A 26,212-nucleotide genomic window follows, 5' to 3' on the forward strand; every position below is an offset into this window, starting at 1 on the left:
ACCATTAAATCAAATTTGTTTAATAGATCTAATGTCTCTATCAGGAAGCAAAGAAATCAAGGTTTTAACATCAATTTGTTTATCAGGATGGATCCAATTCTTTTGAATCTCAAATAATGGAAATAATACAAAGTTTCTTTTGTGCATCATTTTATGAGGTAAATTAATTCTAGAGTTTTTTTTGGATACCAAATTATTAAAATCGATTATATCTAAATCACATATACGAGGAGCATTTTTTTTTGTTTTTTTTCTACCTAATTGATTTTCAATAGATTTACATATTTTTAATAGTTCTTGGGGACTGTAATAGCATTTTAATTTTAAAATTATATTTAAGAACTTAGGCTTTCTTGGGTCAGGCCAGGAAGGGGTTTCATAATAACTAGATACCAAGAGAACATCTAAGTTATGTTCTGCTAATAAAAATTTTGCTTTTTCTATATTTCTTTTTCTTATACCTAAATTTGAACCTATTCCTAAAAAGACAATTTTAGCTTGATTTTCTAATATACCTTGCCTTTTCACGGTTCCAATCTCTACTTTTTTTTGTTGCTCTTTTATCATATTGCTTTTTCCCTTTTGCAACAGCTAGTTCTATTTTAGCCTTTCCTTTTTTAAAATACATTTTTGTTGGAACTAATGTGAAACCATCTCTTTGCATTTTACCTATCAATTTATTTATTTCTTTTTTATTAAGAAGCAATTTTCTATCATCTGTTGGGTTATGATTAGAGTAACTGGCTTGCTTGTATGGAGATATATGTGAATTAATTAAAACAATTTCACCTCCCTTTTCAACAGCATAAGACTCAGCGATATTAACTTTGCCCTCTCTTACTGATTTAATCTCTGATCCCTTTAAAACAATTCCAGCTTCAAGAAGATCTTCAAAAAAATAGTTAAAACTAGCTTTTCTATTTAAACAAATGATTTTCAAACCAGGATTGGTTTTTTTGTTCATTAAATTAACTTAGCAGACTGAAGTGCTTTTTTTACAATTTCTTTTGTTGTGTCTGTTACTTTTACAAGTGGTAGTCTTACATTGTCATCACAAAGTCCTAAAAGTTTTGCAGCATATTTTACAGGACTAGGATTGCTCTCAACAAACATTGAGTGATGAACTGGTTGTAATATTTTATCTAATCTTTCTGCTTCTTTTATTTCATTATCAGTGTCTGATTTTGAAAATTTTTGAAAATCTGAACAAAGTTTAGGTGCAATATTTGCTGTTACACTGATAGTACCTACCCCACCACGTTTATTAAACTCAAAAGCATTATCATCATTACCTGTTAATTGAATAAAATCTGTACCCATTTTTTCAAGTGTCTTATTAACCCTATCTAAATCACCTGTTGCATCTTTAACACCAACTATATTTTTTAATTCATATAGTCTAGCCATTGTGTCCACTGACATATCAATCACAGATCTACCAGGAATATTATAAATTATAATTGGAATGCCGCATTTGTCATTAATTGCTTTATAATGTTGATACAAGCCTTCTTGAGTTGGTTTATTGTAATAAGGTGTAACTATCAAAGCTCCATTAGCTCCTGCTTTTTCTGCATGTGTGGTTAAAGAAATAGCCTCCTCAGTTGAGTTGGAACCCGTACCAGCAATAACTGGAACTTTTCCATTACTTTCTTTTATACATAAATCTATTACTCTTTGATGCTCATCATGACTTAACGTAGGGGATTCACCTGTTGTACCAGCCGGGACAAGTCCATTGGTACCATTATCGATGTGGAAATGGATTAATTTTATATATGCTTCCTCATCTAGACCATTATTTTTAAATGGTGTAATTAAAGCAACATTTGATCCTTTGAACATAAATACTTATAACATAGTTTAAAGATTCATATACTAAAAGATTATGCTCAAAAAAATATTATTTTTAGGTTTCACCTTATCAATATTAATATTTTCAAATAATCTCTTTGCTGAAATTAATTCAGTTGTACCTTTAAAAAAACCTGTTTTAAGTAAAGAAGAAATTCAAAAGAAAATATCTATAAATATCATTAAGCCATTAAAGAAGCCTACAAAAACCAAAGAAATTAAAATCGAAGAAGTGATTGTTAAAAAAGAGTTGGTTTTAAAAGAAAAAAAATTAAGTTTTAAAATACCGAAGAAAAAACCAACTATAGCTGGCACTAGCACAGCTAATAATATTAAGATTTCAAGATATTATAGTAAAAAGGACTTTGGGTTGGCTAAAAAAGCTATTTCAGAAATGCAGAAGAGTAAATGGTCTTCTGCGCTTAAAATAGCAAAAAAAGCAAAAGACAACTCTATTTATAATTTTATACAATGGAGACATCTTTTAACATCTGGTAACCAGGCGTCATTTTACGATTACCAAATTTTTTTAAATAAAAATTCAGATTATCCTAGAATAAGCAGGGTAAAATATCTTGCTGAACATAAACTGTCTACAGAAAGTGTTTCACCAAAAAAAATAATAAATTGGTTTGGAGAGATAGATCCATTAAGTGGTTACGGAAAAATGATACTTGGAGAAAGTCATGTTTTAATTGGTGACAAAAATAAGGGTATAAAATTAATTAAAGATGGTTGGATAACAGCGGATTTATCTAAAAATGAATTAAAATATTTTAGAAAAAAGTATAAAAAATATTTAAATGCAGATGACTATATTAACCGAGCTGATTATTTGGCTTGGAACGGAGATCGTTGGGATTTAGGAAGATTAATAAGGTATCTGCCAAAAGATTATGAACTTTTATATAATGCAAGACATCTTTTAATGAGTAAAGGCTATGGGGTTGATCAAGCCATAGCAAATGTTCCTCAAAAATTTAAGAATGATGCTGGATTGAACTATGATCGATTGAAATGGAGAAGAAAAAAAGGACGTGTAGAATCTTCAGCTGAAATATTATTGAAAATAAGAAATGATAAAGAGTATTTAGTTAGACCTGATAAATGGTGGAAAGAAAGAGAAATTATCTCTAGAGCATTGCTTTATAAAAAGAAGTACGAAATTGCATATAAAATTTCAAGCAATCATGGAATGACTGAAGGTTCTGAATATGCTGCTGCAGAATGGATGAGCGGCTGGATAGCATTAAGTTTTTTAAATGATCCAATGACTGCTAAAGATCATTTTAAAAATTTTCATGAAAATGTTAGTTATCCAATAAGCTTATCTAGAGGTGCTTATTGGCTTGGAAGAGCATATGAAAAAATAGGTGAAAGAGAGCAATCAAATAATTGGTACAGAGAAGCCACAAAATATCTTACTACATACTATGGTCAGCTAGCTTTTTTAAAATTAAATCCAAATGGAAAATTTGAGTTAGAAAAGGATATGGAAATTGATCCAAAATATAGAATTCAATTTTTTAATAAAGAGCTTGTAAAAATTTCTTATCTCCTAGATGAATTAAAGAAAGATAAATATACAAAACATATTTTAAGGCATTTAGCTAACGATAATATAGCTAAAGGCAGTGAAGTTTTGGCTGCAGAATTAGCTACGAGTATAAACAGATATGATTTTGCTATCCAGGTTTCAAAAATTGCATCTTATCAAAAAAGATTTCATAATAAATACAACTACCCAATAATTAGTACTCCTAAATATATTAATAAAAGAAAAATTCCAGAAAGTGCTTTGATCTTATCTATAATTAGACAAGAAAGTGAATTTGATTTAGAAGCTAATAGTCATGCTGGTGCAAAAGGATTAATGCAATTGATGCCCTACACAGCAAAATTAGTTTCAAAACAAGCCAAACTTCCTTATTCAAAATCAAGATTAACTACTGATCCAGAATATAATATTAATTTAGGTTCACATTATATTGCAGGTTTAATTCTACAATATGATGGTGCCTACCCTTTTGCTGTTGCTGCTTATAATGCTGGACCCAATAGAGTTAAATATTGGAAAAAAATCAATAAAGATCCACAAAAAAAACAAGTTGATTATGTTGATTGGGTTGAATTAATAAAATTTAGAGAAACAAGAAATTACGTTCAGCGTGTAATGGAAAATTATAATGTTTATAGATACATTTTGGAACAACGTCCTGTTACCATGAAAAACTTTTTTATAGATCAGCCTCTATTTTAATGGCGGAAGAGGAGGGATTCGAACCCTCGGTACAAGTTTCCTCGCACGGTCATTTAGCAAACGACTGGTTTCAGCCTCTCACCCACTCTTCCATATGACATTGTGTATTAAGCGATTGTATTGAAAATTCAATATATATAAAGTAATTATTCAATTATTATGAGAAATAAGTACTCAGTATTTTCGTTAATCAAAAATGCTCTTTCATATCATGAAAATTGGCAAAGAGCATGGAAAGATCCTGCTCCTAAAAAAGATTACGATGCAGTAATTGTTGGCGGTGGTGGCCATGGATTAGCAACAGCCTACTATTTAGCAAAAAAACACAATATGAATAATATTGCTGTAGTCGAGAAAGGTTGGATTGGTGGAGGAAATACTGGACGTAATACTACAATTATAAGATCAAATTATTTATGGGACGCCAGTGCAGGATTATATGATCATGCATTAAAAATTTGGGAAGGTTTATCTCAAGAACTAAACTATAATGTAATGTTTAGTCAAAGAGGAGTAATGAACCTTGCGCATAATTTACAAGATGTTAGAGATTTAAAAAGACGAACACATGCTAATAGACTAAATGGAATTGATGCAGTCTACTTAAGTACAGAAGAAGTTAAAAAATTTTGTCCAATTATAAATACATCACCAGATATTAGATACCCTGTTTTAGGAGGAACTTTACAACGTAGAGCTGGTACAGCAAGACACGATGCTGTTGCTTGGGGATATGCTAGAGGAGCTGATGAAATGGGTGTTGATATTATTCAAAATTGTGAAGTTAAAGGAATAAAAAGAAATGGAGATAGTGTTGAAGGAATAGAAACAACTAAAGGATTTATTAAAACAAAAAAAGTAGGTGTCGTTGCAGCTGGTCATTCTAGTGTAATAGCTAATATGGCTGGTCTAAGACTCCCACTTGAGAGTAAACCTTTACAGGCTTTAGTTTCTGAACCTGTAAAACCAATTATTGATACAGTTGTAATGTCTAATGCAGTGCATGCTTATGTTAGTCAATCTGACAAAGGTGAATTGGTCATTGGTGCAGGAACGGATGATTATGTTTCTTATACGCAAAAAGGTAGTCATCAAATAGTTGAAGGAACATTAAATGCTATTTTAGAATTATATCCAATTTTCAGTAGAATGAGAATGTTGAGACAATGGGGAGGAATAGTAGATATTTGTCCTGACGCTAGTCCAATTTTAAGTAAAACTTCAATTAAAGGATTGTACTTTAATTGTGGTTGGGGTACTGGAGGATTTAAAGCAACTCCTGGATCTGGAGACTTGTTTGCTCATACTATTGCAAACGATGAACCTCACAAACTTAATGCTGCATTTAATTTAAATAGATTTGTAAGCGGTGACCTTGTTGATGAACATGGTGCTGCAGCGGTTGCTCATTAATGTTTTTAATAAACTGTCCATACTGTGGTGAAAGAGATCAGCAAGAATTTAAGGCTGGTGGTGAAGCTCATATTGAAAGACCTAAACAACCAACAGAATTAAGTGATGATGAATGGGCAGAATATTTATTTATGAGAAAAAATATTAAAGGTGTTCAATTTGAAAGATGGAACCATGCACATGGCTGTCGTAAATGGTTTAATATGGTTAGAGATACTTCTAACGATGAAATAAAAGCAATATATAAAATGGGTGAAAAACCACCTTCTCAATAAAATGACTAAAAACTTAAGAGTAAAATCCAGCGAGTATATTGATGAAACTAATAGAATTTCCTTTAAATTTAATGGCAAAACTTACCATGGATTTAAAGGCGATACTTTAGCATCAGCATTACTTGCAAATGATGTTCATTTAGTTGGAAGAAGTTTTAAATATCATAGACCAAGAGGAATTATGACTGCAGGTTCCGAAGAACCAAATGCCATAGTTCAAGTAAATCCTGGTTCCAATAGAACAGAACCCAATGTTAGAGCAACAGAAGTCGAGATTTACGAAGGTTTAGAGGCTTCCAGTCAAAATTGTTGGCCAAGCGTTGAATTTGATATTGGTGGAATAAACAATTTTCTCTCCCCTTTTTTTCCAGCAGGTTTTTATTACAAAACATTTATGTGGCCTGCTAGTTTCTGGGAGAAATATGAATTTTTCATACGACACTCAGCAGGTTTAGGAAAATCACCAACATCAAGTGATCCTGACATTTATGACCACCGTAATATTCACTGTGATGTATTGGTTGTAGGTGCAGGTTTATCAGGGATATTAGCAGCAAAAAATGCAGCTAAAAATAATTTTAAAACGTTGTTAGTTGATGAAAAAAATGAACTTGGTGGCTCAACTATTTTTGAAAATAACGAATTTAACAAAATTGATAATAAAACTCCTTCTGAATGGTTAAAAAAAGAAATAGAGGAACTTAGAAATATTAAAAACCTTGAAATAAAAACTAGAACAAGTGTAGCTGCTTATCATCAATATAATTATCTTTTGGCTAGAGAAAATCTAACTGATCATTTAGAGGCAAAAGATAAAACAAATAAAATTAGACAAAGACTTCTGAAAATTAGAGCTAAGAAAGTTATTTTGGCCACAGGTGCTTTAGAAAGACCTTTGATATTTAATAATAATGATAGACCAGGAATATTGCTTTCGTCTGCTGTTAAAAAATATAGTGAATTTTTTGGAGTTGCATGTGGTAGTAAAAATATATTTTTTACTAATAATGATAGTGCATACGAAAGTGCTTTGTCACTATATAATAAAGGTATAAATGTTGAAGCAATTATTGATATAAGAGAACAATCTGAAAGTAAAATTGTTAAAAAAGTAAAAGAAGCAGGTATTAAAGTTTACTGGTCACACACAATTGTTGATACAGCTGGATATAAAAGATTAAATAGTATTTCAATTATGAAGCTATCTAATGATGGTACTTCTGTGACTGGAAGTAAAATTTCTATTTCATGTGATTGCTTGGGAGTTGCTGGTGGTTGGACACCTGCTGTACATTTATATACACAATCAGGTGGTAAACTAAAATTTGATGAGGAAAAACAAATTTTCTTACCAAATCAAAATACATCCGAACAAATAAGTGTAGGATCTTGTGGTGGAGATTTTAAAATTGATGAAATCATTAAAAATTTAAATCATAAGCTTAAAGATACTCTAAATATTAGAGAAACAGATTTAGATAATATTAATGTTGAGATTGATCTGGAAAATTCAAAAAGAAATATTTGGTTACTTCCTTCTGATACATCTTTAGGCAAAACTAAACCATTTGTAGATTATCAAAACGATGCGACGGCTAAAGATATCAAATTAGCATTAAGAGAAGGTTTTAGATCTATTGAGCATGTAAAAAGATACACCACTACTGGAATGGGTACTGATCAAGGTAAACTAGGAAATATGCATGCATTGGGAATAATTGCAGATACAGCTGGTGTTAAAATGGGAGAATTAGGAACTACTACATTTAGACCTCCTTACACACCATTAACATTTGGAACTATTGTAGGTCGAAATGTAGGAAAGTTTTTTGATATTTTTAGAAGAACGCCAATGAATGATTGGCATGTTGAAAATAAAGCTGAATTTGAAAATGTCGGTCAATGGAAGAGAGCTTGGTACTACCCTATTAATGGAGAGACAATGCATCAAGCAGTTCAAAGAGAAAGTAAAGCTGCAAGAGAAAGTGCTGGTATACTAGATGCCTCTACTCTTGGTAAAATTGATATTCAAGGAAGTGATGCTTCTGAATTCTTAAATAGAGTCTATACAAATGCTTGGTCAAAATTAGCTATAGGAAAATGTAGATATGGGCTAATGCTAAATGAAGATGGTATGGTTTATGATGATGGAGTTACAACAAGATTAGGTGAAAATCATTACATTATGACCACAACAACTGGTGGAGCAGCAAATGTTTTAGGTAAACTTGAAGACTATCTTCAAACAGAATGGCCGGAACTTGATGTTTACTTAACCTCTGTAACAGATCATTACGCTACAGCTAGTTTATGCGGACCTAATAGTAAAAAAATTCTTAAAAAAATAATTCCTGATTTAGATTTATCAGATGAAAATTTTCCTCACATGTCTTTTAAAGAAGCAACTATTGGACATATCCAATGCAGAATAATGAGGATTAGTTTTACTGGAGAACATAGTTACGAAATCAATGTTCAAGCAAGTTATGGAAAAGATTTATGGGAAAAGTGTATGGAAGCAGGTAAAGAGTTTAATATTACTCCTTATGGAACTGAAACAATGCACTTATTAAGAGCAGAAAAAGGCTTCATCATTGTAGGTCAAGATACTGACGGAACAATGACTCCTATCGATCTTCAAATGGATTGGATAGTCAGTAAGAAGAAATACGATTTCATAGGCAAAAGATCTCTTTATAGGTCTGATACAATGAGAGAAGATAGAAAACAGTTAGTGGGTTTATTAACAGAAGATCCAAATGTAGTTTTAGAGGAAGGAGCACAAATCGTTTCTGAGTTAAATCAAAGTCCGGTTGAAATGCTTGGGCATGTAACTTCAAGTTATTTCAGTCCCAACCTGAATAAATCAATTGCGCTTGCAGTTGTTAGAGGTGGAAAAGACATGATAGGAAAACAACTTTTTGTGCCTATGGAAAGTAAAAATATTAATGTCACTGTTGCAAATCCAGTGTTTTACGATGAGAAAAATGAGAGGTTAAATGCTTAATTATAATTCAGTTATTAAAAATGAAATTAATCAAGAAAGTGTTTCTGTAAAAGAAATCTCTCCAGTAATGAAAATTAATTTAAGAGGTAAAAAAAGAGAGTTTTTAACAAATATTGGTAAAAATCTTAATATGATCTTACCTACAGAGGCAAACACTTCAACAGCTAGTGATAAATTAACAGCAATATGGCTTAGTCCAGACGAATGGATGATAATCTCAAATGAGCTGGCAAGTAAAGATACTAACAAATCCGAACTATATGAAATGTTATTTAATAGTATTTCAAAAACAAATTTAGGTGCTGTTATAGATGTAACAGATCAATTTGTTCAATTAGAACTTAAAGGGAAAAATATCTATGAAATTTTTTCAGCAGGATGTCCTTTTAATTTCAATGAATTTAAAGAAAAAAAAGGATCAACAACACAGACAGTTTTAAATCATGTAGATGTAATTCTGCACCATAAAGATGAAAATATTGTAAATCTTTTTGTTAGAAGATCTTTTACTGAACATCTTTGTTCTTGGATTGAAGACTGCTCTTCTAGACTATAAAAATATATATAATTGGTTAACAAGACTTTAAAACAAATCCTGTTTCGTTAACGTATTCCCTGCATTTCTTTTTATTATCTTGTGTTATTTCTCTGGCAGGGTCTAAACTTTCAAGTACTGATGAATTAGACTGTTTAGAGTTCTTGTCTGTATAAGTACCATCAGCACCCAATGGTAGATATACTAAACTGTAATAGTCGTAGTGTCTGTCGGTTGAGTGAATAGTAATTATTCTATTATTACTAAAATCAATTACTACTTGTTGACCAGCAAAACCATCCATCATTAAAATAGGTCTATCCTCTAAACCAATAGCGTCCCATAGAAACTGACCACCATAAGTTTGTGCAGCGTTATGGTTACCATCATTATTTCTGTACTCACCATGTTGTCTATCAACTCTATTTTCATACATTGTTTTTAAATACTTTCCAACGCAAGTATCATTCTTCCAATGATTCATAATCATGTTAGCAATTCTTAAATAATCGTATCTGTCAGCATAGAAAGAATATCTTCCGTATTCACCAGATTTTCTATTGCCAACTTTTTGTTTATTTAAAGTCTTGCCGAAATAAACTCTTTTTGCAACTTTAGAGTCTTCAACAAATACTTTATGAAGTAATTTTTTCCAATCATCACCAGTTTTGTAAATAACATAGTTCATAATAACATTGGTTGTTAAAGCACTATAATTGAAATACTTACCGGGTTCTAAACCATCTTTATCTTTAAAGTATTTCTTCATTACCTTTTTAATTGGAATAGTATTAGTATTTGGACTTTTACCTCTAATAGGATTATCTTTACCATAAAGTCTATCACCAATTATTTCGTCGTCACCTGCTTGCATATTAAGTAAATCTATTAACTTTTGGTTTTCATATAAAGTGCCAACAACAGTTGGATAATCTATTCTGTCAAAAACTGTATGATTGATATAACCGCCACATAGAGCATAACCAGTCACAAGACTTACTAAACTTTTACCTACAGAATGTGAAGGATATGGTCCCCGATATTTACTTTTTCTATTTTGATCAACTAAAATTTTGTTATTTTCAAATAAGATATAAGAAACTAAACCAGTTTTTTTATCTTTAAGTTGTTCTTCAACTAATTTAGATAAATCTTTAGTCTGTATTCTTCCGATACTGTTTCTGTAATTAACGAAGATGGTAGTTTGTAAATCAAACTCAAACTCATACGCATCATTTTTCTTATCACCTATTTTATATTTATGCATACAATCAAAACAGTATTTTTCATTAGCATGATGAGCAAAAGCGAAATCCATCATAATAAATAAGATTGAGATACATAAAAACGAAATGAATTTTTTCATTGATTACCTATTTTTTCTTCTAAAGTCCCATGGCATTTCAAATTTACCTTGCCAAATGCCTTTTTTTTCATTTTTAGCATTAATTTCGTTTGATATATATTTTTTTGAGTATTTTCTATAGGCTACTGCATAACCGTTTGAAACTAGCCAAGAATTCAAGTTTAAATTTCTTTTATAACATTCTCCAATAAATCTTTTGTATCTATCAACATCCAAAATTTTACAAGTTATTACTTTGTTATTTATTTTTTTTTGTAATTTTTGAGTTGAAATTTTTCCACATGGATAATCTTTAGTAAAAGTAAAAAAAATTATTGTTAGATATGGTTTTTTACACATTTGCTTGAATTCAGGTGCATCAATTCCGTATAATCTTATCTTTTTTGAATTTATTTTTATTGTATCACCATCAATAATTTGAGCATTTCCAGAAATTTCTTTAATCTCTTCAGACCTAACATCGTTATATGTGAGAATAAAAAAAATCGAACAAATTATAATTAAAATTATCGCTTTTCTTTTTGTAAAAAACATATTTAAAAAAATTTTAAATATTAGCTAATTTATATTTAATATAATATTTGACATAAAAAAATAGCATCAATGATATCAACCATTGAAAGATAGCCCAAATATAAAAAAAAGTTTTAAAATCTGCATTTAAATACTTTGCAATGTAAAAGGATAAAACTGGTACTATAACATTTCTGGCAATATTATTAACCATAGCTTTTTCAGATTTTTTTAAAGCCATAAAAAATCCATTTGATAAGAAAAATATTGGATAAGCAGGTAAAATAAATGCTGAAATCTTAAGGTACATCGAGCCATGCATAATTACCTCTGGGTTTGAAGAAAAGAATTTAGGAACAATGTCAGCACTTATAAAAACAACTACACCAGCGATTAACATTATAAATAAACCATATCTTATTGAGGTAAAATAGGATTGCTCCACTCTATCGTAATATTTTGCACCAATATTTTGCGCTATTATAGAAATTATTGCTGTATTAATTCCTAATATTGGTAACAAAACTACTTGCTCAATTCTTGTGGCAGATCCATACCCTGCTACAGCATATTCACCAAATAACCCAACATATGTAAAAACAATTGTTGCAGCAATAGAATACCCCAATATGGCAATTGTAATTGGCATTGATTGAAAAAAAATATTTTTTAAGAAAAAAAATTTAGCTTTGAAATGGTCTAAAGTTATTTGTTTAATTCTTTGATTATTTAATATTTTTATCAAAATAACCAACAAAGATACAAATTGAGCAATTAATGTTGCTATCCCAATACCAGTTATTCCCAATGGTGGTATAAGTAAAAAACCAAATATAAAAATTGGATTTAAAATAATGTTTAAGAAAAAAGAAAATATTAGAACATTTCTGTATGTTTTAGTATCTCCCTCTGCGTGTAAGAATGAATTTAATGCTACAACTAAAATAAATAATATCGTACCTAAAAAAATTACATTTATATATTCAAGTCCAAGAATTGTTACTTCTTGAGAGGAATTCATTAATAAGAATATCTTTTCACCAAAAGCAAATCCTAAAATAGATACAACTATCGAGATTATAATCGAATAAATGATTACATTTCCAAAATAGCTTAAAACATTTTTTTCGTTTTTTTCTCCGATACTACTGCCAATCAATGATGTTCCTGCTACGGTAACTCCAATGGATGTCGCAATAATCAAAAAATATATCGGAAAAGACTTGCTCAAAGCTGATAAGGCCTCTGGCGATATTTTTCCTGCATAAAAAGTATCTACGATTGTATAAAGTGTTTGGAATAAGGTTCCTACACTTGCTGGTACAGCAAGTTTTCTTACTAACAACGAAACTTCATCTTTTAATAAATTCATTAATTTAAGATTTGTTAATACTCTTTTTGGAAGATATGTCTTTTTCCTGCTTCTTTAGCAAGATTAATTTGTTTTTGTCTCATCCTAAATCTTGATTTTTGATGATCTGTTAGATTGTCGTGACAATTTGGACATGAAACACCCTCTTCATATTTTTTTGATTTTTTGTCCTTACGAGATACAGGCTTCCTACAACCGCTACACATTGAGTAAGAACCAACTTTTAGACCATGTTTTAAACTAATCCTGTTATCAAAAACAAAGCATTCACCTTTCCATAAACTTTTTTTCTTATTTGTCTTTTTAAGATAATTTAAAATTCCACCATTTAACTGATAAATGTTATTAAACCCTTTATTCTCCAAATATACAGATGCCTTTTCACAACGAATTCCTCCAGTACAAAACATAGCTATAGGTTGATTTTTTTTTAATTTTTTTAGATATTTTGGAAAATCTCTAAAGTTATCAACATCAGGATTGATTGCTCCCTTAAATGTTCCAACATCGTACTCAAATGGTTTTCTCGCATCTATAAGAACAGTATCCTTTTCTTTAATCAGCTTATTCCATTTGACTGGATCTACATGGCTATCTTTTTTCTTTATTCTTTTATTTAAAGTTAAATTCATAGGAACAACTTCATTTTTAATTTTAACTTTAGGTTTGTGAAACGCTTGGAATAAACTTTTGGAGACATTACTGCTATTAAATTCTTTAAATTTAAGAGTTCTTTTTAAATAGTTAATTGTGAATTTAATTTCTGAAGATTTACCAGAGATAGTTCCATTTACCCCTTCTTTAGAGATAATTATTGTACCTCTAATGTTTTTCTTTTTTAAAGTTTCTAATAAAACTTTTTGATTTTTCTTTAGATAAGAAATTTTGACAAATTTATAAAAACCAACTACTTCAAACATTATAATTTTCTACAAACAGTCATACCATCACCAAGAGGAATTATTAACTTTTCAACCCTTGTATCCTTTGAGATATGACTATTAAACTCTTTAATATTTTTAGTAAATTTATCATTATTGTTTTCATTCACAACTTCTCCATACCATAAAACATTATCAATGATTATTAGACCATTTTTGTTCAATAATTGTAAAGAACGTTCATAGTATTCAATGTAATTCATTTTATCAGCATCAATAAAAACTAAATCAAACTTTTCATTTTTAATTTCATCTAAACTTTCTAAGGCAGGTTTAATTAATGTTTTTATTTTATGATCTTGATTAGCTTTTTTAAAAAAATCTACTGCAACTTTATTTGTTTCTTCATTTTTATCTAAAGCAATTATTTTGCCATCATCTGATAATGCCAAAGCCATAGATAACGTACTTAATCCTGTAAATGTACCTATCTCTAAAATTTTTTTGATATTTGAAATTTTTATAATTAAATGCAAAAATTGACTTTGTGAAATTGAGATTTGCATTCTTTTGATATCACCAAGAGAAATGTTGTAATCAATTATTTCTTTTTGGACTGGATGTAAATTAAATCCATGACTTAAAATATACTCTTGAAGATCTTTAGTTATATTTAGGTCTGAACCCATAAATTCTAAAGTTTTTTCTTTAAAATCTCATTAACTAATTGAGGATTTGCTTTTCCACCAGAAACTTTCATTACTTGACCTACAAAGAAACCAAATAATTTAACTTTACCTGATTTATATTCGGTAGCTTTGTCTCTGTTATCATCAATAACCTTATCTATCAGTGCCTCAAGTGCTTTTGGATCACTCTCTTGTTTTAAACCTTTTTCTTCAACAATTTTCTGAGGATCTTTGTCGCCTTCCATCATTTGTTCAAAAACTGTTTTTGCAATTTTTCCAGAAATTGTTCCATCTTTAATTAAATTAATTAATTTTGATAAGTTGCCTGCGCTTATTGGACTTTCAGTTATTTCTAAATTTTTTTCATTTAACGCTGCAAATAATTCACCAATTATCCAATTTGTTGCAAGTTTTACATCAGACTTCTTAATTACATTTTCAAAGTAATTTGATGTTTCAATATCAGAAACTAAAATGTTTGCTTCATAAGGAGATAATTTGAATTTTTCTATAAATCTTTTTTTCTTTTCATCTGGTAGCTCTGGAATTTCTGATTTTAAGTTTTCAATAAAATCATCTGAAACTTCTAATGGCAATAAATCTGGATCTGGAAAATATCTATAATCATGAGCATCTTCTTTTGATCTCATTGATCTAGTTTCATTCTTTTTGGTATCAAAAAGTCTTGTTTCTTGATCAATCGTTTGACCATCCTCAATTAAATCAACTTGTCTATTAGCTTCGTATTCAATTGCCATCTGCATAAACTTTATTGAGTTAACATTTTTGATCTCACATCGGGTTCCAAATTCTTTTGAACCTTTTTTTCTAACAGATACATTTACATCGGCTCTTAAAGATCCTTCCTGCATGTTTCCATCACATGTGCCTAAATATCTCATTATAGATCTTAATTTTTTAATATATGCATTTACTTCATCTGGGGACCTTAGGTCAGGTTTACTTACAATTTCCATTAAAGCCACACCTGATCTATTTAAATCTACAAAAGTATTTTTAGGATCTAAATCATGAATGCTTTTACCGGCATCTTGCTCCAAGTGTAATCTTTCTATACCTACCTCTTTCTGACCATCTGGCATATCAAGTATTACTTTACCCTCACCTACAATTGGATCTTTGAATTGTGAGATTTGATATCCCTGAGGTAAGTCTGCATAAAAATAATTTTTTCTATCAAAGACAGATCTGTTATTAATTTTAGCTTTTAAACCAATTCCTGTTTTGATAGCTTGTTTTACGCAATACTCATTTATTACCGGCAACATTCCTGGAAATGCTGCATCAACTAAACTTACTTGAGTATTTGGCTCAGCTCCAAATTTGGTTGCCGATGTTGAAAATAATTTTGACTCAGATGTAACTTGTGCATGAACTTCTAAACCAATCACAACTTCATATTGATTATCATGTCTATTAATTAGATATTCAGATTTGTTCTTACTCACTTAATCCACCAATCATTAATATTGTTTTTAAAATTAATTTTTTCTTCCATAGCATATGCAATGTTTAAAATATTTTGTTCATCAAAAGCTTTACCGATTATCTGCAATCCTAATGGATATCCTTTAGCATCATGGCCTGCAGGTATAGAAATTCCAGGTAAACCTGCTAAATTTACAGGAACAGTAAAAATATCATTTAAATACATTGAAACCGGATCATTTGTTTTTTCACCAATTTTAAACGCAGAACTTGGAGTAGATGGGGTTAGAATTGCATCAACTTTTTTATAAGCTTCATCAAAATCATTTTTAATAAGTTTTCTTACCTTTTGAGCTTTAAGATAATAAGCATCATAATATCCTGAAGATAAAACATAAGTTCCAATCATTATTCTTCTTTGAACTTCAGCACCAAATCCTTCAGATCTAGTTTTTTCATACATATCAATAAGATTTTCTCCTTCAGCTCTAAAACCATATTTAACACCATCGTATCTAGCCAAATTTGATGAGGCCTCTGCTGGTGCTACTATGTAATAAGTTGGAAGTGCATAATTAGTATGAGGTAGAGATATATCGATAATATCTGCACCACAATCTTTTACATATTCAATACCTTTTTTCCAAAGGTCCTCTATTTCTTTAGGCATGCCATCTACTCTATATTCTTTGGGTATTCCTATTTTTTTACCTTTAATATCTTTTGTTAATTCTTTGCTGTAATTGTTTCTTTTAAAGTCTATTGATGTAGAGTCTTTTTCATCATAAGTACTAATAACTTCCTGTAATAGAGCACAGTCCTTGACATTTTGCGCCATAGGTCCAGCTTGATCCAAAGATGATGCAAAAGCTACAATTCCATATCTTGAACAACTTCCATAAGTTGGTTTTAATCCAACAGTTCCAGTAAATGAAGCAGGCTGTCTTATAGATCCACCTGTATCTGTTCCAATAGTTATTGGTGTTAATTGAGCTGCTACAGCAGAAGACGATCCGCCTGAAGAACCTCCCGGAACTAAATTTTTATCAATTGGGTTTTGTACATTACCAAAAAAACTAGTTTCGTTAGATGAACCCATTGCAAATTCATCACAATTTAATTTCCCCATTAGGATAGCTCCTTCGTTCCAAATGTTTTGTGTGACTGTTGACTCGTAAGTTGGAACAAAGTTATTTAAAATCTTACTACCTGCCGTAGTTCTTAAATCTCTTGTACAAAATAAATCTTTTACAGCCATTGGAATTCCAGGCAATTTCAGATCAAGATTAGGTTTTTCATCAAACTTTTTTGCTTTATTTAAAGCATTTGCATAATCTTCAGTTATATATGCATTTAATTCTTTTGATTTTTCTGATCTTTCAACAAATGCTTTAGTAACTTCACTTGAAGAAAGTTTTTTACTTTTTATATTTTCTACTAACTCAGATAATGATTGTTTAGTTATATCGGACATTATTCAATTACCTTTGGTACTACAAAATAATCTTCATTTTCCTTAGGAGAATTTTTTATTACTTGATCTCTTAGGTTTTTACTTTTTACTTCATCTGATCTTAGTTTTAGAGTTGTTTCAGCTACAGAAGTTAATGGTTCAATATTATCAGTTTTTAATTCGTTAAGTTTTTCAATAAAATCGAAAATTGAATTTAAATCTCCTGCAAGTTTCTCTGCTTTTTTCTCGTCTACAGAAATTCTTGATAGTTTAGATATGTGCTTTATTGTTTTAAGATCGATGCTCATATGGTATTTAAATATGTCGCAAACTATCACTTAAGTTTAAAATATACAATATGATCACTATTGAAGAATTCAAAAAAAAACAGTCTGAAACCTCTAGATTGATTGGTTTAGATCTTGGTTCAAAAAGAATCGGTGTATCAATTTGTGACGAAAAACAGTCAATAGCCACACCCTTTAAAACTATCAATAAGACCAATAATAATGATCTAATCAACGAATTAAAAAAAATAATAGAGGAAAATAATATTAAAGGAATTGTGATTGGATATCCAATTAACATGGATGGTACGTTAGGTGCTTCTGCTCAATCAGTAAGTGATGTGTCTAAAAATATAGACAAAAATGTTGATGTAGATGTTTGTCTTTGGGATGAAAGACTTTCAACCGTTGGTGCATTTAATCTATCCAGCCAGCTTGATATTAATGTTTCTAAGCGTGAAAAAAACATAGATCAAAACGCAGCTGCATTTATTCTTCAAGGAGCTATAGATTATTTAAATAATTAATCCTTGCCATTTAGGGTCTTTATAGCTATAGAGTTAATTTTAATGGCAATTAAAACCAATAAAGCTGTTAAAATCTCACAAAAACATCTGTTAGGTATCCAAGATTTATCAGTTAATGATATTAATCATATCCTGGATGAGTCAGAAGCTTTCATAAAATTAAACCAGAGTAAAAATAAAAAAATTGATGTGTTAAGAGGCAAAACACAAATAAACTTATTCTTTGAGCCATCAACTAGAACACAAAGCTCATTTGAACTTGCTGGGAAAAGACTTGGTGCAGACGTCATGTCAATGAATATGGGTAACTCAGCGATTAAAAAAGGTGAAACTCTGATTGATACAGCCATGACCTTAAATGCAATGCATCCTGATATAATTGTGATCAGACATCAAGACTCCGGTGCTTGCAATCTGTTATCTCAAAAAGTTAATTGTGTCGTTCTAAACGCTGGTGATGGCAGACGTGAGCATCCTACTCAAGCGTTATTAGACGCATTAACAATTAGAAATCGAAAAAAAAAAATTCAGGGATTAAAAATAGCTATATGTGGTGATATACTTCATTCGAGAGTGGCTAGATCAAATATTTATCTTCTTACAATGTTAGGAGCAGAAGTTAATATAATTGCACCATCTAATCTTATGCCAAAAGAAATTGAAAAATTTGGTGTTAACACTTTTACTGATATGAAAAAAGGTCTCAAAGATTGTGATATTGTAATGATGCTTAGATTGCAAAATGAAAGGATGACCAGTTCATATCTTTCATCAAACAGAGAGTACTACGAATATTATGGATTAACGCCAGACAAACTTGATCATGCAAAATCAGATGCTTTAATTATGCATCCTGGTCCAATGAATAGAGGAATTGAAATTGATACAAGATTAGCAGACGACATAAATAAAAGTGTTATTAAGGAGCAAGTTGAATTAGGTGTTGCTGTAAGAATGGCATGTTTAAAAATATTTTGTGAATAAATGAAAAAACAATACTTTATAAATGCAAATATTATTGATCCTCATAACTCTATAAATGAAAATGGTGGATTAATAATTGGAGAAGATGGAAAGATAGAAGCTATAGGAAAAAGGGTAAATACAAATAATTTACCAACTAGAGAAAAACCTACTGACTTAAAGGGTAAATATATATTTCCTGGTATAGTGGATATGAGAGTTTTTGTTGGAGAGCCAGGATATGAATATAAAGAAAATTTTAGGACTTTAAGTAATGCCGCATTGTCTGGTGGAGTAACTTCCGTCGTAACCATGCCTAATACAGATCCAATTATAGATAATGTATCAATTGTAGATTTTTTAAAAAGAAGAGGACGTGATAAGTCTAAAATAAATATCTTTCCTTGCGCTTCATTAACTCAAAACACTGATGGCACTAATATGACTGAATTTGGGTTACTAGCTAAAAAAGGAATTATTGCTTTTACTGAAGGCGTAAAAACAATTCAAAATACTAGACTTATGTCTAGAATTATGAATTCAGCTAAAGATTTGGGATGTCTTATAATGCAACATGCTGAAGATTACGATTTAGCTAAAAATGGAATGATTAATTCTGGTATTATTGCAACAAAACTAGGCTTATCAAGCATACCGGATATTGCTGAAAGAATTATAATTGAAAGAGATCTTACTCTCTTAGAAAAAACTAAATGTCGATATCATATATCTCAACTATCAGCTGGAAAATCTGTAGATATAATTAAGGAACGTAAACAAAATGTTAAATTTACTTGCGGTGTATCAATAAATAATCTCTCATTAAATGAAAATGATATTGGAGATTTTAGAACATTTTTAAAATTATCACCTCCACTGAGAAGAGAAGAAGATCGAGAAGCTTTAGTTCAAGGATTAAAAGATAAAACTATTGATGTAATTGTTTCTGACCATAAACCTGAGGATGAAGAATCTAAAAGATTAACTTTTGCTCAAGCTGCAACAGGTGCATCTGGTATTGAAACATTATTGTCTTTAAGTTTAGAATTATTTCATAACGGATCTGTAAAACTTGAAACAATCATTCAAGCATTAACATCCAACCCAGCAAAAATATTAAATATCAATAAAGGAAACCTGTCTATTGGAAATGATGCGGACTTTTGTATAGTGGATATCAATAAACCATGGATTGTAAAAAAAGAAAATTTAATCTCTAAATCTAAAAACACTTCAATTGAAGATAAGAAACTTCAAGGAAAAGTAACCAATACATTTGTAAAAGGTATAGAATTATTTAAAATATAAAAATGGAACTTTTTATAATAGGTATAATCTCATACCTGATGGGATCAATTCCTTTTGGATTAATTTTAACTAAAATATTTTTAAAAAAAGATATTAGAGAGATAGGCTCTGGTAATATTGGTGCAACAAATGCTCTGAGAACCGGTAATAAATTAATTGGTTATTCGACGCTAATACTTGATGTATTAAAAGCAGTAGTACCTGTTCTATACGTAAAAATTAATTTCCCTGAAGCTGTATATATATCAGCTTTATGTACTTTTATAGGGCATGTGTTTCCTGTTTGGTTAAAATTTAAAGGTGGCAAAGGCGTAGCAACATATGTTGGTATACTTTTTTCTTTAAATATTATTTTTGGTTTAGTGTTTGGTATTTGTTGGTTAATAATTTTTTTTATTTCTAAATATTCATCTTTATCTTCCTTAATAGGATCACTTTCTACACCTATTTATATTTTAATTTTTGAGGATTCAGAAAATGTATTTTTTTACGTAATAATGTTTATTTTAATATTTTTTACCCACAGAGAAAATATTAAACGCTTGAAAAATAAAGAAGAAACTAAGACAAAAATTTATTAATTTGACTATCAAACTCTTTTGAGTAGTTTGTTATTTTATGAATCTGGTCATAGTTGAAAGCCCTGCTAAAGCGAAAACAATTAATAAATATTTAGGTGATAACTATACCGTTTTAGCTAGCTATGGTCATATTAGAGATCTTCCTTCAAAAAATGGGTCTGTTGATCCAGATCAAAATTTTAAAATGGAATGGGAAGTTGATAGTTTTTCAAAAAAATATTTAAAAGAAATTACTGATGCAGCGAAAGATTCTTCAAAAATAATTCTTGCTACTGACCCAGATCGTGAGGGTGAAGCAATAGCATGGCATGTAAAAGAATATTTAGATGAAAAAAAACTTTTAAAGGATAAAGAAATTGAACGTGTGGTATTTAATGAAATAACAAAAAAAGCCGTCACACATGGTATTGAAAATCCAAGACAGATAGAGCCCTTATTAGTAGATGCATACATGGCTAGAAGAGCACTAGATTATTTGGTGGGATTTAATATATCCCCAATACTTTGGACTAAACTACCTGGTTCAAAATCTGCTGGTAGAGTTCAATCTGTTGCACTGAAATTGATCACTGAAAGAGAGCATGAAATTGAATTATTCAAGCCTGAAGAATTTTGGACTTTAAGTATTAATTTTCAGGATAAAAACAAAAGCAACATTACAGCAAATATTTCTCAACTTGATGGAGAAAAAATAGAAAAATTTTCATTTAAAGATAAAGAAGAAATTGAAAAGGCAATTGATAATATTAAGAACAATAAATTTAACATAACTGATATTTCCTCAAAAATTGTTAGCAGAAATCCCTCGGGACCCTTTACTACTTCAACACTTCAGCAAGTCGCTTCTAGTAGATTGGGTTTTGGTGCATCAAGAACAATGCAGATAGCACAAAAACTTTATCAAGGAATAGAAATTGAGGGAGATACAGTCGGATTAATTACATATATGAGAACAGATGGAACTAATTTATCAGCTGATGCTGTTACTGATTTTAGAAATTTTATTAAAAAACAATATGGTAACGAATACTTGCCAGAAAATTCAAATAATTACTCGGGAAAAAAAGCAAAAAATGCTCAGGAAGCTCATGAAGCAATAAGACCAACTGATATTAATAGAAATCCAGATTCTGTTAAAAAGTATTTAAGTTCTGACCAGCATAAATTATATTCTTTAATTTGGTCTAGAGCACTATCGTCTCAAATGGAAACAGCAAAATTTGATAGAAATACAATAACGATTGAGTCTGAAGACGGGAAAACTATATGTAAATCAAGCGGATCGGTTTTGAAATTTGAGGGATTTTTAAAAGTTTATTCAAATCAAAACAAAGATGATGATGAGCAAATTTTACCTGAGATGTCAAAAGGACCAATTAATATAGAAGCTCTTATTGATGAACAACATTTTACACAACCTCCCCCACGTTACTCTGAGGCGAGTTTGGTTAAAAAATTAGAAGAATTAGGAATTGGAAGGCCTTCAACTTATGCAAGTATAATTTCAACAATAGCAAATAGAGGTTATGCAGAAATAATTAATAAAAGATTTTTCCCAACTGACAGAGGTAAATTAATTTCTGCGTTTTTAGAAAAATTATTTTCAAAGTATGTGGATTATAACTTTACAGCTGGACTAGAGGATCAGCTAGATGAAATAACTTCTGGAAAAGAAAGTTGGTTAAAAGTCTTAGAAATGTTTTGGAAAGATTTTAATAGCAATGTTTCAGAGGTAAAAGAAAAAAGAACTAGAGAGGTTTTGGATCTTTTAAATGAAAGTTTGGGAGCATTAATATTTGACACTGATAAAGAAGGAAAGATAGTTAGAAAATGTCAGTTATGTGAAACAGGTTCCCTTAGTTTAAAAAATAGTTTTAGAGGAGGTGCCTTTATTGGATGTTCAAACTATCCGGAATGTAAATTTACAAGACCACTATCAAAATCTAAAGCGGCTGCTCAATCACAACTTGCTGAACCAAAGTTTCTTGGAAAACACGAAAATGGAAATGATATTTTTCTAAAAAATGGAAGATTTGGTCCTTATCTTCAGTATGAGAAAGTTCTTGAGGAGAATATTGTGGAAGAAAAACCTAAAAAAAGAAAAAAAATAAAGAAAAACAAACCTGAGGTTAATGAACTATTGAAAAATGTATCTATACCAAAAGGAGTTGAATTAGAAAGTATTGATTTAGATAAAGCAAGATTTTTATGTTCGCTTCCTAAATCATTAGGCATTCATCCAGAAAATCAAAAAGAAATCACTTTGAACACTGGTAGATTTGGACCATATTTAAAATGTGAAAATAAATCAGCTAGAATAGAAAATGTCGAAGAAATTTTTTCTATAGGACTAAATAGAGCAATTACACTCATAGCTGAAGCAAAACCTGGAAGAATTTCTTCTTCAATTATAAAAGATTTAGGGGAGCATCCTGAGGATAAAAAGCCAGTCCGAATCATGAAAGGTCAATATGGACCATACATTAAATACAAGTCTCTAAATGCGACAATCCCAGAGGAAAAAGACCCAGCAGAGCTAACAATGGAAGAGGCTCTTATACTAATTGAGAAAAGAAGAGAATACGATAAAAATAAAAAATCTAAAAAAAAGAAAAAATGAAAATAATTAAAATCATAATTTCAGTTTTATTCATTTCTTTATTTAGCTATACATTTTCGTCTGCCGATGATTGTTCAAAATATGACAAATTAAGTAAAGATTATGCAAAATGTACATCAGATAAATTAAAGAAAGAAACCTCACAAAAAGCAGAGGAAATAAAATCTAAAACTGCAAAGAAGATAGAAGAAGGTAAAAAAAAATTAAAAAACTTTAATTTAAAAGATAAGCTTAATAAATTTAAAAATAGCAAAACACATAAAGAATTTTCTGAAAAATAAAATGGATTTTGAAAATAAAATTAAAGAATTAAAGATTAATCTTCCGGAGGCAAAACCACCTGTTGGTTCTTATGTTGCAACAAAAATTGTTGGTAATTTACTTTATATTTCGGGACAGATTTCTATTTCAGAAAATGGTGATTTAATAAAAGGAAAAGTTGGAAAAGATCTATCAATAGATGATGGTTACAAAGCAGCTGAAAGATGTGGTTTAAGTATTATATCGCAAGCAAAAGTAGCTTGTCATGGAGATCTTTCTAAAATTAAATCGTGCGTAAAATTAACAGGTTTTGTCAATTCAACTGATAACTTTACAGATCAACCAAAAGTAATTAATGGAGCTTCTGATTTAATTGCTTCTGTTTTTGGTGAAGCAGGAATGCACACTAGAGCAGCAGTAAGTACAAATAGCTTACCACTTGGCGTCTCTGTTGAAGTTGATGCAATTTTTGAGTTAAATTAAATTATCTTCCGATACCAAAATATTTAAAACCTAGTTTTTTAATTTTTTTTGGTGAATAAATATTTCTCATATCGTAAATAATAAGTTTTTTATTTTTTGAAAATTTTTTGAAATTAATTGATTTAAAATCATTCCATTCTGTATGTATAATTACAAGATCTGATTCTTTGATCGATTCTTGTATTGAATTAGAAAATTCAACATTTTTTAATTTTTTAAATTCTTTTTTTGATCCTGTAGGATCATAATATTTAATTTTTGCACCTTTTTTGGATAAAAATGGAATTAATTTTAGGCTAGACGAGTCTCTCATATCGTCAGTATTTGCTTTAAAAGTTACACCTAAAAAGGATACAACTTTATTTTTAATTTTATTATTTAAAATTAAACTAACTCTTTTAGATAATAAATCAGATCTTAAATCATTAGATCTGATAACGCTTTTTACCACTGATAAATTAGTTTTGAATTTATCAGCAGTTGAAACTAAAGCTTTAGTATCTTTTGGAAAACATGACCCACCGTATGCAGGTCCGGCTCTTAAAAATCTGCTACCAATTCTTTTATCTAGTCCAATTCCTATTGCGATATCCTCAATATCTATACCAGTTTTTTCACATAAATTTGATATTTCATTTATAAAGGTAATCTTTGTTGCTAAAAAAGCATTTGAAGCATATTTAATTAATTCGGCTGCTCTTCTTTTTGTAGAAAGAAATTTTGCACCTTTTGATATTAGTGGTGAATATAAATTTTTTAATATTCTCTGGGATTTACTATCATTTGATCCAACTACAACTCTATCTGGATAGATAAAATCTCTAATAGCCTCACCTTCTCTTAAAAATTCAGGATTAGATACTACTGAAAAAAATTTTTTATTTACTTTTTTAGATATAATTTTTTCAATCTCATCACCTGTTGTCACAGGCACAGTCGATTTATTGATTATAATTTTAAATTTTTTGATAGATTTAGATATTTCTTTTGCAGCAGCATATACTTGGCTTAAGTCAGCACTGTTACTATTTTTTTTGGTTGGTGTTCCTACGCATATAAAAACAATATCTGATTTTTTCACTGACTCTTTTAGATTTGTTGAAAAATTCAGTCTTTTATTTTTATAGTTTTTTAAAACTAACTCTTCTAAACCAGGTTCGTAAATAGGAATAATACCTTTTTTTAAATTGTTAATTTTTTTTAAATCTTTATCAACACATATGACATCATTACCTAAATCAGAAAAACAAACGCCACTAACTAAACCAACATAACCTGTGCCAATCATACATAATTTCATATTTTTCCTATTTCTTTCGAGGAATTGATATAACCACTCATTGTTCCACAATCAAGATACTTACCTTCAAAATTATGAGCTATGAATTTTTCTTTATCATTAATTAATAGCTGTATTGCATCAGTAATATGTATTTCTTTACCTTTACCAGGTTTAAGAGATTTTATTTTTTTAAAAATTGTACGTGGTAATATATATCTTCCAATAACAGCATTGTTGGATGGTGCTTTTTTTACTGATGGTTTTTCAACTACACCATCTATAACATAATTTCTTTTATTTAATTTTTTATTAATTTTATATATTCCCCATCTTGAGACATTACTTTTTTTTACTCTCATAGATGCCATTACTGAAGCTTGATATTTTTTATGAACCTTTATCATTGACTTAGAACAATTTTTTTTAATTATTAAATCATCTGGTAACAACATTAAAAAATATTTATTTTTAATATATTTTTGTGTCTTAAGGACAGCATCACCTGTACCCTTTGGAATATTTTGAAAAACAAACTTAATTTTACTCTTATATTTAAGTATTTTTTTATATTCATTAATTATTCTAGGATCTTTCTTTTTTTTAATAATATTTTTATAAAATTGATCACTATAAAAATATTTTTTAATCATTAATTTTTTAGTAGAGATAATAAAAACAATCTCTTTAATACCTGCATCAATACATTCATCTAGAATATATTCAATTCCAGGTCTTCCATTTATAGGTAATAGCTCTTTAGCAAAAACACTTGTTAAAGGTAATAAACGAGTTCCAAGTCCTGCTAATGGAATAATTGCTTGTTTAATCATTTA

25 protein-coding genes and 1 tRNA gene are annotated in these 26,212 nt (G+C 29.6%); 12 read left to right on the forward strand and 14 right to left on the reverse strand.

What is annotated here, in order from left to right:
- Nucleotides 1-9: 9 nt before the first annotated feature.
- Genes folK through dapA form a run of 3 tightly spaced genes read right to left on the reverse strand, consistent with a single transcriptional unit; the run spans nt 10 to nt 1,845 of the window.
- Complete coding sequence (gene folK, locus AMN83_RS00840; protein WP_256998046.1) at nt 10-567, reverse strand: 2-amino-4-hydroxy-6-hydroxymethyldihydropteridine diphosphokinase; 558 nt, start codon at nt 565-567, stop codon at nt 10-12.
- Entirely contained in the window at nt 494-964 is a 471-nt protein-coding gene (smpB, locus tag AMN83_RS00845) for an SsrA-binding protein SmpB (protein WP_075503557.1), read from the reverse strand. The genes folK and smpB overlap by 74 nt, the downstream gene beginning before the upstream one ends.
- On the reverse strand, nt 964-1,845 hold the full coding sequence (dapA, locus tag AMN83_RS00850) for a 4-hydroxy-tetrahydrodipicolinate synthase (protein ID WP_075503559.1): 882 nt from the start codon (nt 1,843-1,845) through the stop codon (nt 964-966). The genes smpB and dapA overlap by 1 nt, the downstream gene beginning before the upstream one ends.
- Nucleotides 1,846-1,888: 43 nt before the next feature.
- Here dapA and AMN83_RS00855 point away from each other — a divergent pair, with 43 nt between their 5' ends.
- Complete coding sequence (locus AMN83_RS00855) at nt 1,889-4,114, forward strand: lytic transglycosylase domain-containing protein (protein ID WP_075503561.1); 2,226 nt, start codon at nt 1,889-1,891, stop codon at nt 4,112-4,114.
- On the opposite strand, the gene AMN83_RS00860 is transcribed toward AMN83_RS00855, so the two are convergent.
- Nucleotides 4,115-4,206 (reverse strand) — tRNA-Ser (locus AMN83_RS00860).
- 67 nt (nt 4,207-4,273) lie between these two features.
- Here AMN83_RS00860 and AMN83_RS00865 point away from each other — a divergent pair.
- The 4 genes from AMN83_RS00865 to AMN83_RS00880 are packed head-to-tail and all read left to right on the forward strand — an operon-like array spanning nt 4,274 to nt 9,365.
- Nucleotides 4,274-5,527 (forward strand): sarcosine oxidase subunit beta family protein, encoded by a 1,254-nt coding sequence (locus tag AMN83_RS00865; RefSeq protein ID WP_075503564.1) that lies wholly within the window; start codon nt 4,274-4,276, stop codon nt 5,525-5,527.
- Nucleotides 5,527-5,802: a sarcosine oxidase subunit delta gene (locus tag AMN83_RS00870; RefSeq protein ID WP_075485176.1), complete on the forward strand. Its 276-nt coding sequence runs from the start codon at nt 5,527-5,529 to the stop codon at nt 5,800-5,802. The genes AMN83_RS00865 and AMN83_RS00870 overlap by 1 nt, the downstream gene beginning before the upstream one ends.
- 1 nt (nt 5,803) lies before the next feature.
- Nucleotides 5,804-8,809, forward strand: coding sequence for a sarcosine oxidase subunit alpha family protein (locus tag AMN83_RS00875; protein WP_075503566.1), 3,006 nt, complete (start codon nt 5,804-5,806; stop codon nt 8,807-8,809).
- Complete coding sequence (locus AMN83_RS00880; RefSeq protein ID WP_075503568.1) at nt 8,802-9,365, forward strand: sarcosine oxidase subunit gamma; 564 nt, start codon at nt 8,802-8,804, stop codon at nt 9,363-9,365. The genes AMN83_RS00875 and AMN83_RS00880 overlap by 8 nt, the downstream gene beginning before the upstream one ends.
- A 16-nt stretch (nt 9,366-9,381) precedes the next feature.
- On the opposite strand, the gene AMN83_RS00885 is transcribed toward AMN83_RS00880, so the two are convergent.
- Genes AMN83_RS00885 through gatC form a run of 8 tightly spaced genes read right to left on the reverse strand, consistent with a single transcriptional unit; the run spans nt 9,382 to nt 17,375 of the window.
- Nucleotides 9,382-10,710 carry a serine hydrolase domain-containing protein gene (locus tag AMN83_RS00885; protein ID WP_143323627.1) on the reverse strand — a complete coding sequence of 443 codons (1,329 nt, stop codon included), beginning with the start codon at nt 10,708-10,710 and terminating at the stop codon, nt 9,382-9,384.
- A gap of 3 nt (nt 10,711-10,713) precedes the next feature.
- Nucleotides 10,714-11,244 carry a thermonuclease family protein gene (locus tag AMN83_RS00890; protein ID WP_075503572.1) on the reverse strand — a complete coding sequence of 177 codons (531 nt, stop codon included), beginning with the start codon at nt 11,242-11,244 and terminating at the stop codon, nt 10,714-10,716.
- A gap of 13 nt (nt 11,245-11,257) precedes the next feature.
- Nucleotides 11,258-12,595: an MATE family efflux transporter gene (locus AMN83_RS00895; protein ID WP_075503573.1), complete on the reverse strand. Its 1,338-nt coding sequence runs from the start codon at nt 12,593-12,595 to the stop codon at nt 11,258-11,260.
- Nucleotides 12,596-12,609: 14 nt separating this feature from the next.
- Entirely contained in the window at nt 12,610-13,515 is a 906-nt protein-coding gene (locus AMN83_RS00900; RefSeq protein ID WP_075503575.1) for an oxygen-dependent tRNA uridine(34) hydroxylase TrhO, read from the reverse strand.
- Nucleotides 13,515-14,165 (reverse strand): O-methyltransferase, encoded by a 651-nt coding sequence (locus AMN83_RS00905; protein ID WP_075503577.1) that lies wholly within the window; start codon nt 14,163-14,165, stop codon nt 13,515-13,517. Before AMN83_RS00905 ends, AMN83_RS00900 begins: the two co-directional genes overlap by 1 nt.
- 5 nt (nt 14,166-14,170) lie before the next feature.
- Nucleotides 14,171-15,634, reverse strand: coding sequence for an Asp-tRNA(Asn)/Glu-tRNA(Gln) amidotransferase subunit GatB (gene gatB / locus AMN83_RS00910; RefSeq protein ID WP_075503579.1), 1,464 nt, complete (start codon nt 15,632-15,634; stop codon nt 14,171-14,173).
- On the reverse strand, nt 15,631-17,088 hold the full coding sequence (gene gatA, locus AMN83_RS00915; RefSeq protein ID WP_075503580.1) for an Asp-tRNA(Asn)/Glu-tRNA(Gln) amidotransferase subunit GatA: 1,458 nt from the start codon (nt 17,086-17,088) through the stop codon (nt 15,631-15,633). Before gatA ends, gatB begins: the two co-directional genes overlap by 4 nt.
- On the reverse strand, nt 17,088-17,375 hold the full coding sequence (gene gatC, locus AMN83_RS00920; protein ID WP_075503582.1) for an Asp-tRNA(Asn)/Glu-tRNA(Gln) amidotransferase subunit GatC: 288 nt from the start codon (nt 17,373-17,375) through the stop codon (nt 17,088-17,090). Before gatC ends, gatA begins: the two co-directional genes overlap by 1 nt.
- A gap of 50 nt (nt 17,376-17,425) precedes the next feature.
- Here gatC and ruvX point away from each other — a divergent pair, with 50 nt between their 5' ends.
- The 7 genes from ruvX to AMN83_RS00955 are packed head-to-tail and all read left to right on the forward strand — an operon-like array spanning nt 17,426 to nt 24,097.
- Nucleotides 17,426-17,881 (forward strand): Holliday junction resolvase RuvX, encoded by a 456-nt coding sequence (ruvX, locus tag AMN83_RS00925; protein WP_075503584.1) that lies wholly within the window; start codon nt 17,426-17,428, stop codon nt 17,879-17,881.
- A 42-nt stretch (nt 17,882-17,923) separates the two neighbouring features.
- The gene (locus AMN83_RS00930; RefSeq protein WP_075503586.1) at nt 17,924-18,865 is read left to right on the forward strand and encodes an aspartate carbamoyltransferase catalytic subunit; all 942 of its coding nucleotides are present in this window, start codon (nt 17,924-17,926) and stop codon (nt 18,863-18,865) included.
- Complete coding sequence (gene pyrC, locus AMN83_RS00935; RefSeq protein WP_075503588.1) at nt 18,866-20,152, forward strand: dihydroorotase; 1,287 nt, start codon at nt 18,866-18,868, stop codon at nt 20,150-20,152.
- Nucleotides 20,153-20,154: 2 nt separating this feature from the next.
- Complete coding sequence (gene plsY, locus AMN83_RS00940) at nt 20,155-20,733, forward strand: glycerol-3-phosphate 1-O-acyltransferase PlsY (protein WP_075503590.1); 579 nt, start codon at nt 20,155-20,157, stop codon at nt 20,731-20,733.
- A gap of 37 nt (nt 20,734-20,770) precedes the next feature.
- Nucleotides 20,771-23,353, forward strand: coding sequence for a type I DNA topoisomerase (topA, locus tag AMN83_RS00945; RefSeq protein ID WP_075503592.1), 2,583 nt, complete (start codon nt 20,771-20,773; stop codon nt 23,351-23,353).
- Nucleotides 23,350-23,634, forward strand: a complete 285-nt coding sequence (locus tag AMN83_RS00950; protein ID WP_082255096.1) for a hypothetical protein — start codon at nt 23,350-23,352, stop codon at nt 23,632-23,634. The genes topA and AMN83_RS00950 overlap by 4 nt, the downstream gene beginning before the upstream one ends.
- A gap of 1 nt (nt 23,635) precedes the next feature.
- On the forward strand, nt 23,636-24,097 hold the full coding sequence (locus AMN83_RS00955; protein WP_075503594.1) for a RidA family protein: 462 nt from the start codon (nt 23,636-23,638) through the stop codon (nt 24,095-24,097).
- A 1-nt stretch (nt 24,098) separates the two neighbouring features.
- On the opposite strand, the gene AMN83_RS00960 is transcribed toward AMN83_RS00955, so the two are convergent.
- Together AMN83_RS00960 and AMN83_RS00965 are read right to left on the reverse strand one after the other, a co-directional pair.
- A complete protein-coding gene (locus AMN83_RS00960) occupies nt 24,099-25,397 on the reverse strand; it encodes a UDP-glucose dehydrogenase family protein (protein ID WP_075503596.1) in 1,299 nt (432 codons plus the stop codon).
- Nucleotides 25,394-26,209 (reverse strand): sugar phosphate nucleotidyltransferase, encoded by an 816-nt coding sequence (locus AMN83_RS00965; protein ID WP_075503598.1) that lies wholly within the window; start codon nt 26,207-26,209, stop codon nt 25,394-25,396. The genes AMN83_RS00960 and AMN83_RS00965 overlap by 4 nt, the downstream gene beginning before the upstream one ends.
- Nucleotides 26,210-26,212: the final 3 nt, after the last annotated feature.

This window comes from Candidatus Pelagibacter communis, from assembly GCF_001180025.1.
GTDB lineage: Bacteria > Pseudomonadota > Alphaproteobacteria > Pelagibacterales > Pelagibacteraceae > Pelagibacter > Pelagibacter ubique_A.

Excerpts from the sequence above, each read along its gene's own strand:
- folK (WP_256998046.1), bottom strand. The coding sequence starts at position 567 with ATGATAAAAGAGCAACAAAAAAAAGTAGAGATTGGAACCGTGAAAAGG.
- smpB (WP_075503557.1), bottom strand. The coding sequence starts at position 964 with ATGAACAAAAAAACCAATCCTGGTTTGAAAATCATTTGTTTAAATAGA.
- dapA (WP_075503559.1), bottom strand. The coding sequence starts at position 1,845 with ATGTTCAAAGGATCAAATGTTGCTTTAATTACACCATTTAAAAATAAT.
- AMN83_RS00855 (WP_075503561.1), top strand. The coding sequence starts at position 1,889 with ATGCTCAAAAAAATATTATTTTTAGGTTTCACCTTATCAATATTAATA.
- AMN83_RS00865 (WP_075503564.1), top strand. The coding sequence starts at position 4,274 with ATGAGAAATAAGTACTCAGTATTTTCGTTAATCAAAAATGCTCTTTCA.
- AMN83_RS00870 (WP_075485176.1), top strand. The coding sequence starts at position 5,527 with ATGTTTTTAATAAACTGTCCATACTGTGGTGAAAGAGATCAGCAAGAA.
- AMN83_RS00875 (WP_075503566.1), top strand. The coding sequence starts at position 5,804 with ATGACTAAAAACTTAAGAGTAAAATCCAGCGAGTATATTGATGAAACT.
- AMN83_RS00880 (WP_075503568.1), top strand. The coding sequence starts at position 8,802 with ATGCTTAATTATAATTCAGTTATTAAAAATGAAATTAATCAAGAAAGT.
- AMN83_RS00885 (WP_143323627.1), bottom strand. The coding sequence starts at position 10,710 with ATGAAAAAATTCATTTCGTTTTTATGTATCTCAATCTTATTTATTATG.
- AMN83_RS00890 (WP_075503572.1), bottom strand. The coding sequence starts at position 11,244 with ATGTTTTTTACAAAAAGAAAAGCGATAATTTTAATTATAATTTGTTCG.
- AMN83_RS00895 (WP_075503573.1), bottom strand. The coding sequence starts at position 12,595 with ATGAATTTATTAAAAGATGAAGTTTCGTTGTTAGTAAGAAAACTTGCT.
- AMN83_RS00900 (WP_075503575.1), bottom strand. The coding sequence starts at position 13,515 with ATGTTTGAAGTAGTTGGTTTTTATAAATTTGTCAAAATTTCTTATCTA.
- AMN83_RS00905 (WP_075503577.1), bottom strand. The coding sequence starts at position 14,165 with ATGGGTTCAGACCTAAATATAACTAAAGATCTTCAAGAGTATATTTTA.
- gatA (WP_075503580.1), bottom strand. The coding sequence starts at position 17,088 with ATGTCCGATATAACTAAACAATCATTATCTGAGTTAGTAGAAAATATA.
- gatC (WP_075503582.1), bottom strand. The coding sequence starts at position 17,375 with ATGAGCATCGATCTTAAAACAATAAAGCACATATCTAAACTATCAAGA.
- ruvX (WP_075503584.1), top strand. The coding sequence starts at position 17,426 with ATGATCACTATTGAAGAATTCAAAAAAAAACAGTCTGAAACCTCTAGA.
- AMN83_RS00930 (WP_075503586.1), top strand. The coding sequence starts at position 17,924 with ATGGCAATTAAAACCAATAAAGCTGTTAAAATCTCACAAAAACATCTG.
- pyrC (WP_075503588.1), top strand. The coding sequence starts at position 18,866 with ATGAAAAAACAATACTTTATAAATGCAAATATTATTGATCCTCATAAC.
- plsY (WP_075503590.1), top strand. The coding sequence starts at position 20,155 with ATGGAACTTTTTATAATAGGTATAATCTCATACCTGATGGGATCAATT.
- topA (WP_075503592.1), top strand. The coding sequence starts at position 20,771 with ATGAATCTGGTCATAGTTGAAAGCCCTGCTAAAGCGAAAACAATTAAT.
- AMN83_RS00950 (WP_082255096.1), top strand. The coding sequence starts at position 23,350 with ATGAAAATAATTAAAATCATAATTTCAGTTTTATTCATTTCTTTATTT.
- AMN83_RS00955 (WP_075503594.1), top strand. The coding sequence starts at position 23,636 with ATGGATTTTGAAAATAAAATTAAAGAATTAAAGATTAATCTTCCGGAG.
- AMN83_RS00960 (WP_075503596.1), bottom strand. The coding sequence starts at position 25,397 with ATGAAATTATGTATGATTGGCACAGGTTATGTTGGTTTAGTTAGTGGC.
- AMN83_RS00965 (WP_075503598.1), bottom strand. The coding sequence starts at position 26,209 with ATGATTAAACAAGCAATTATTCCATTAGCAGGACTTGGAACTCGTTTA.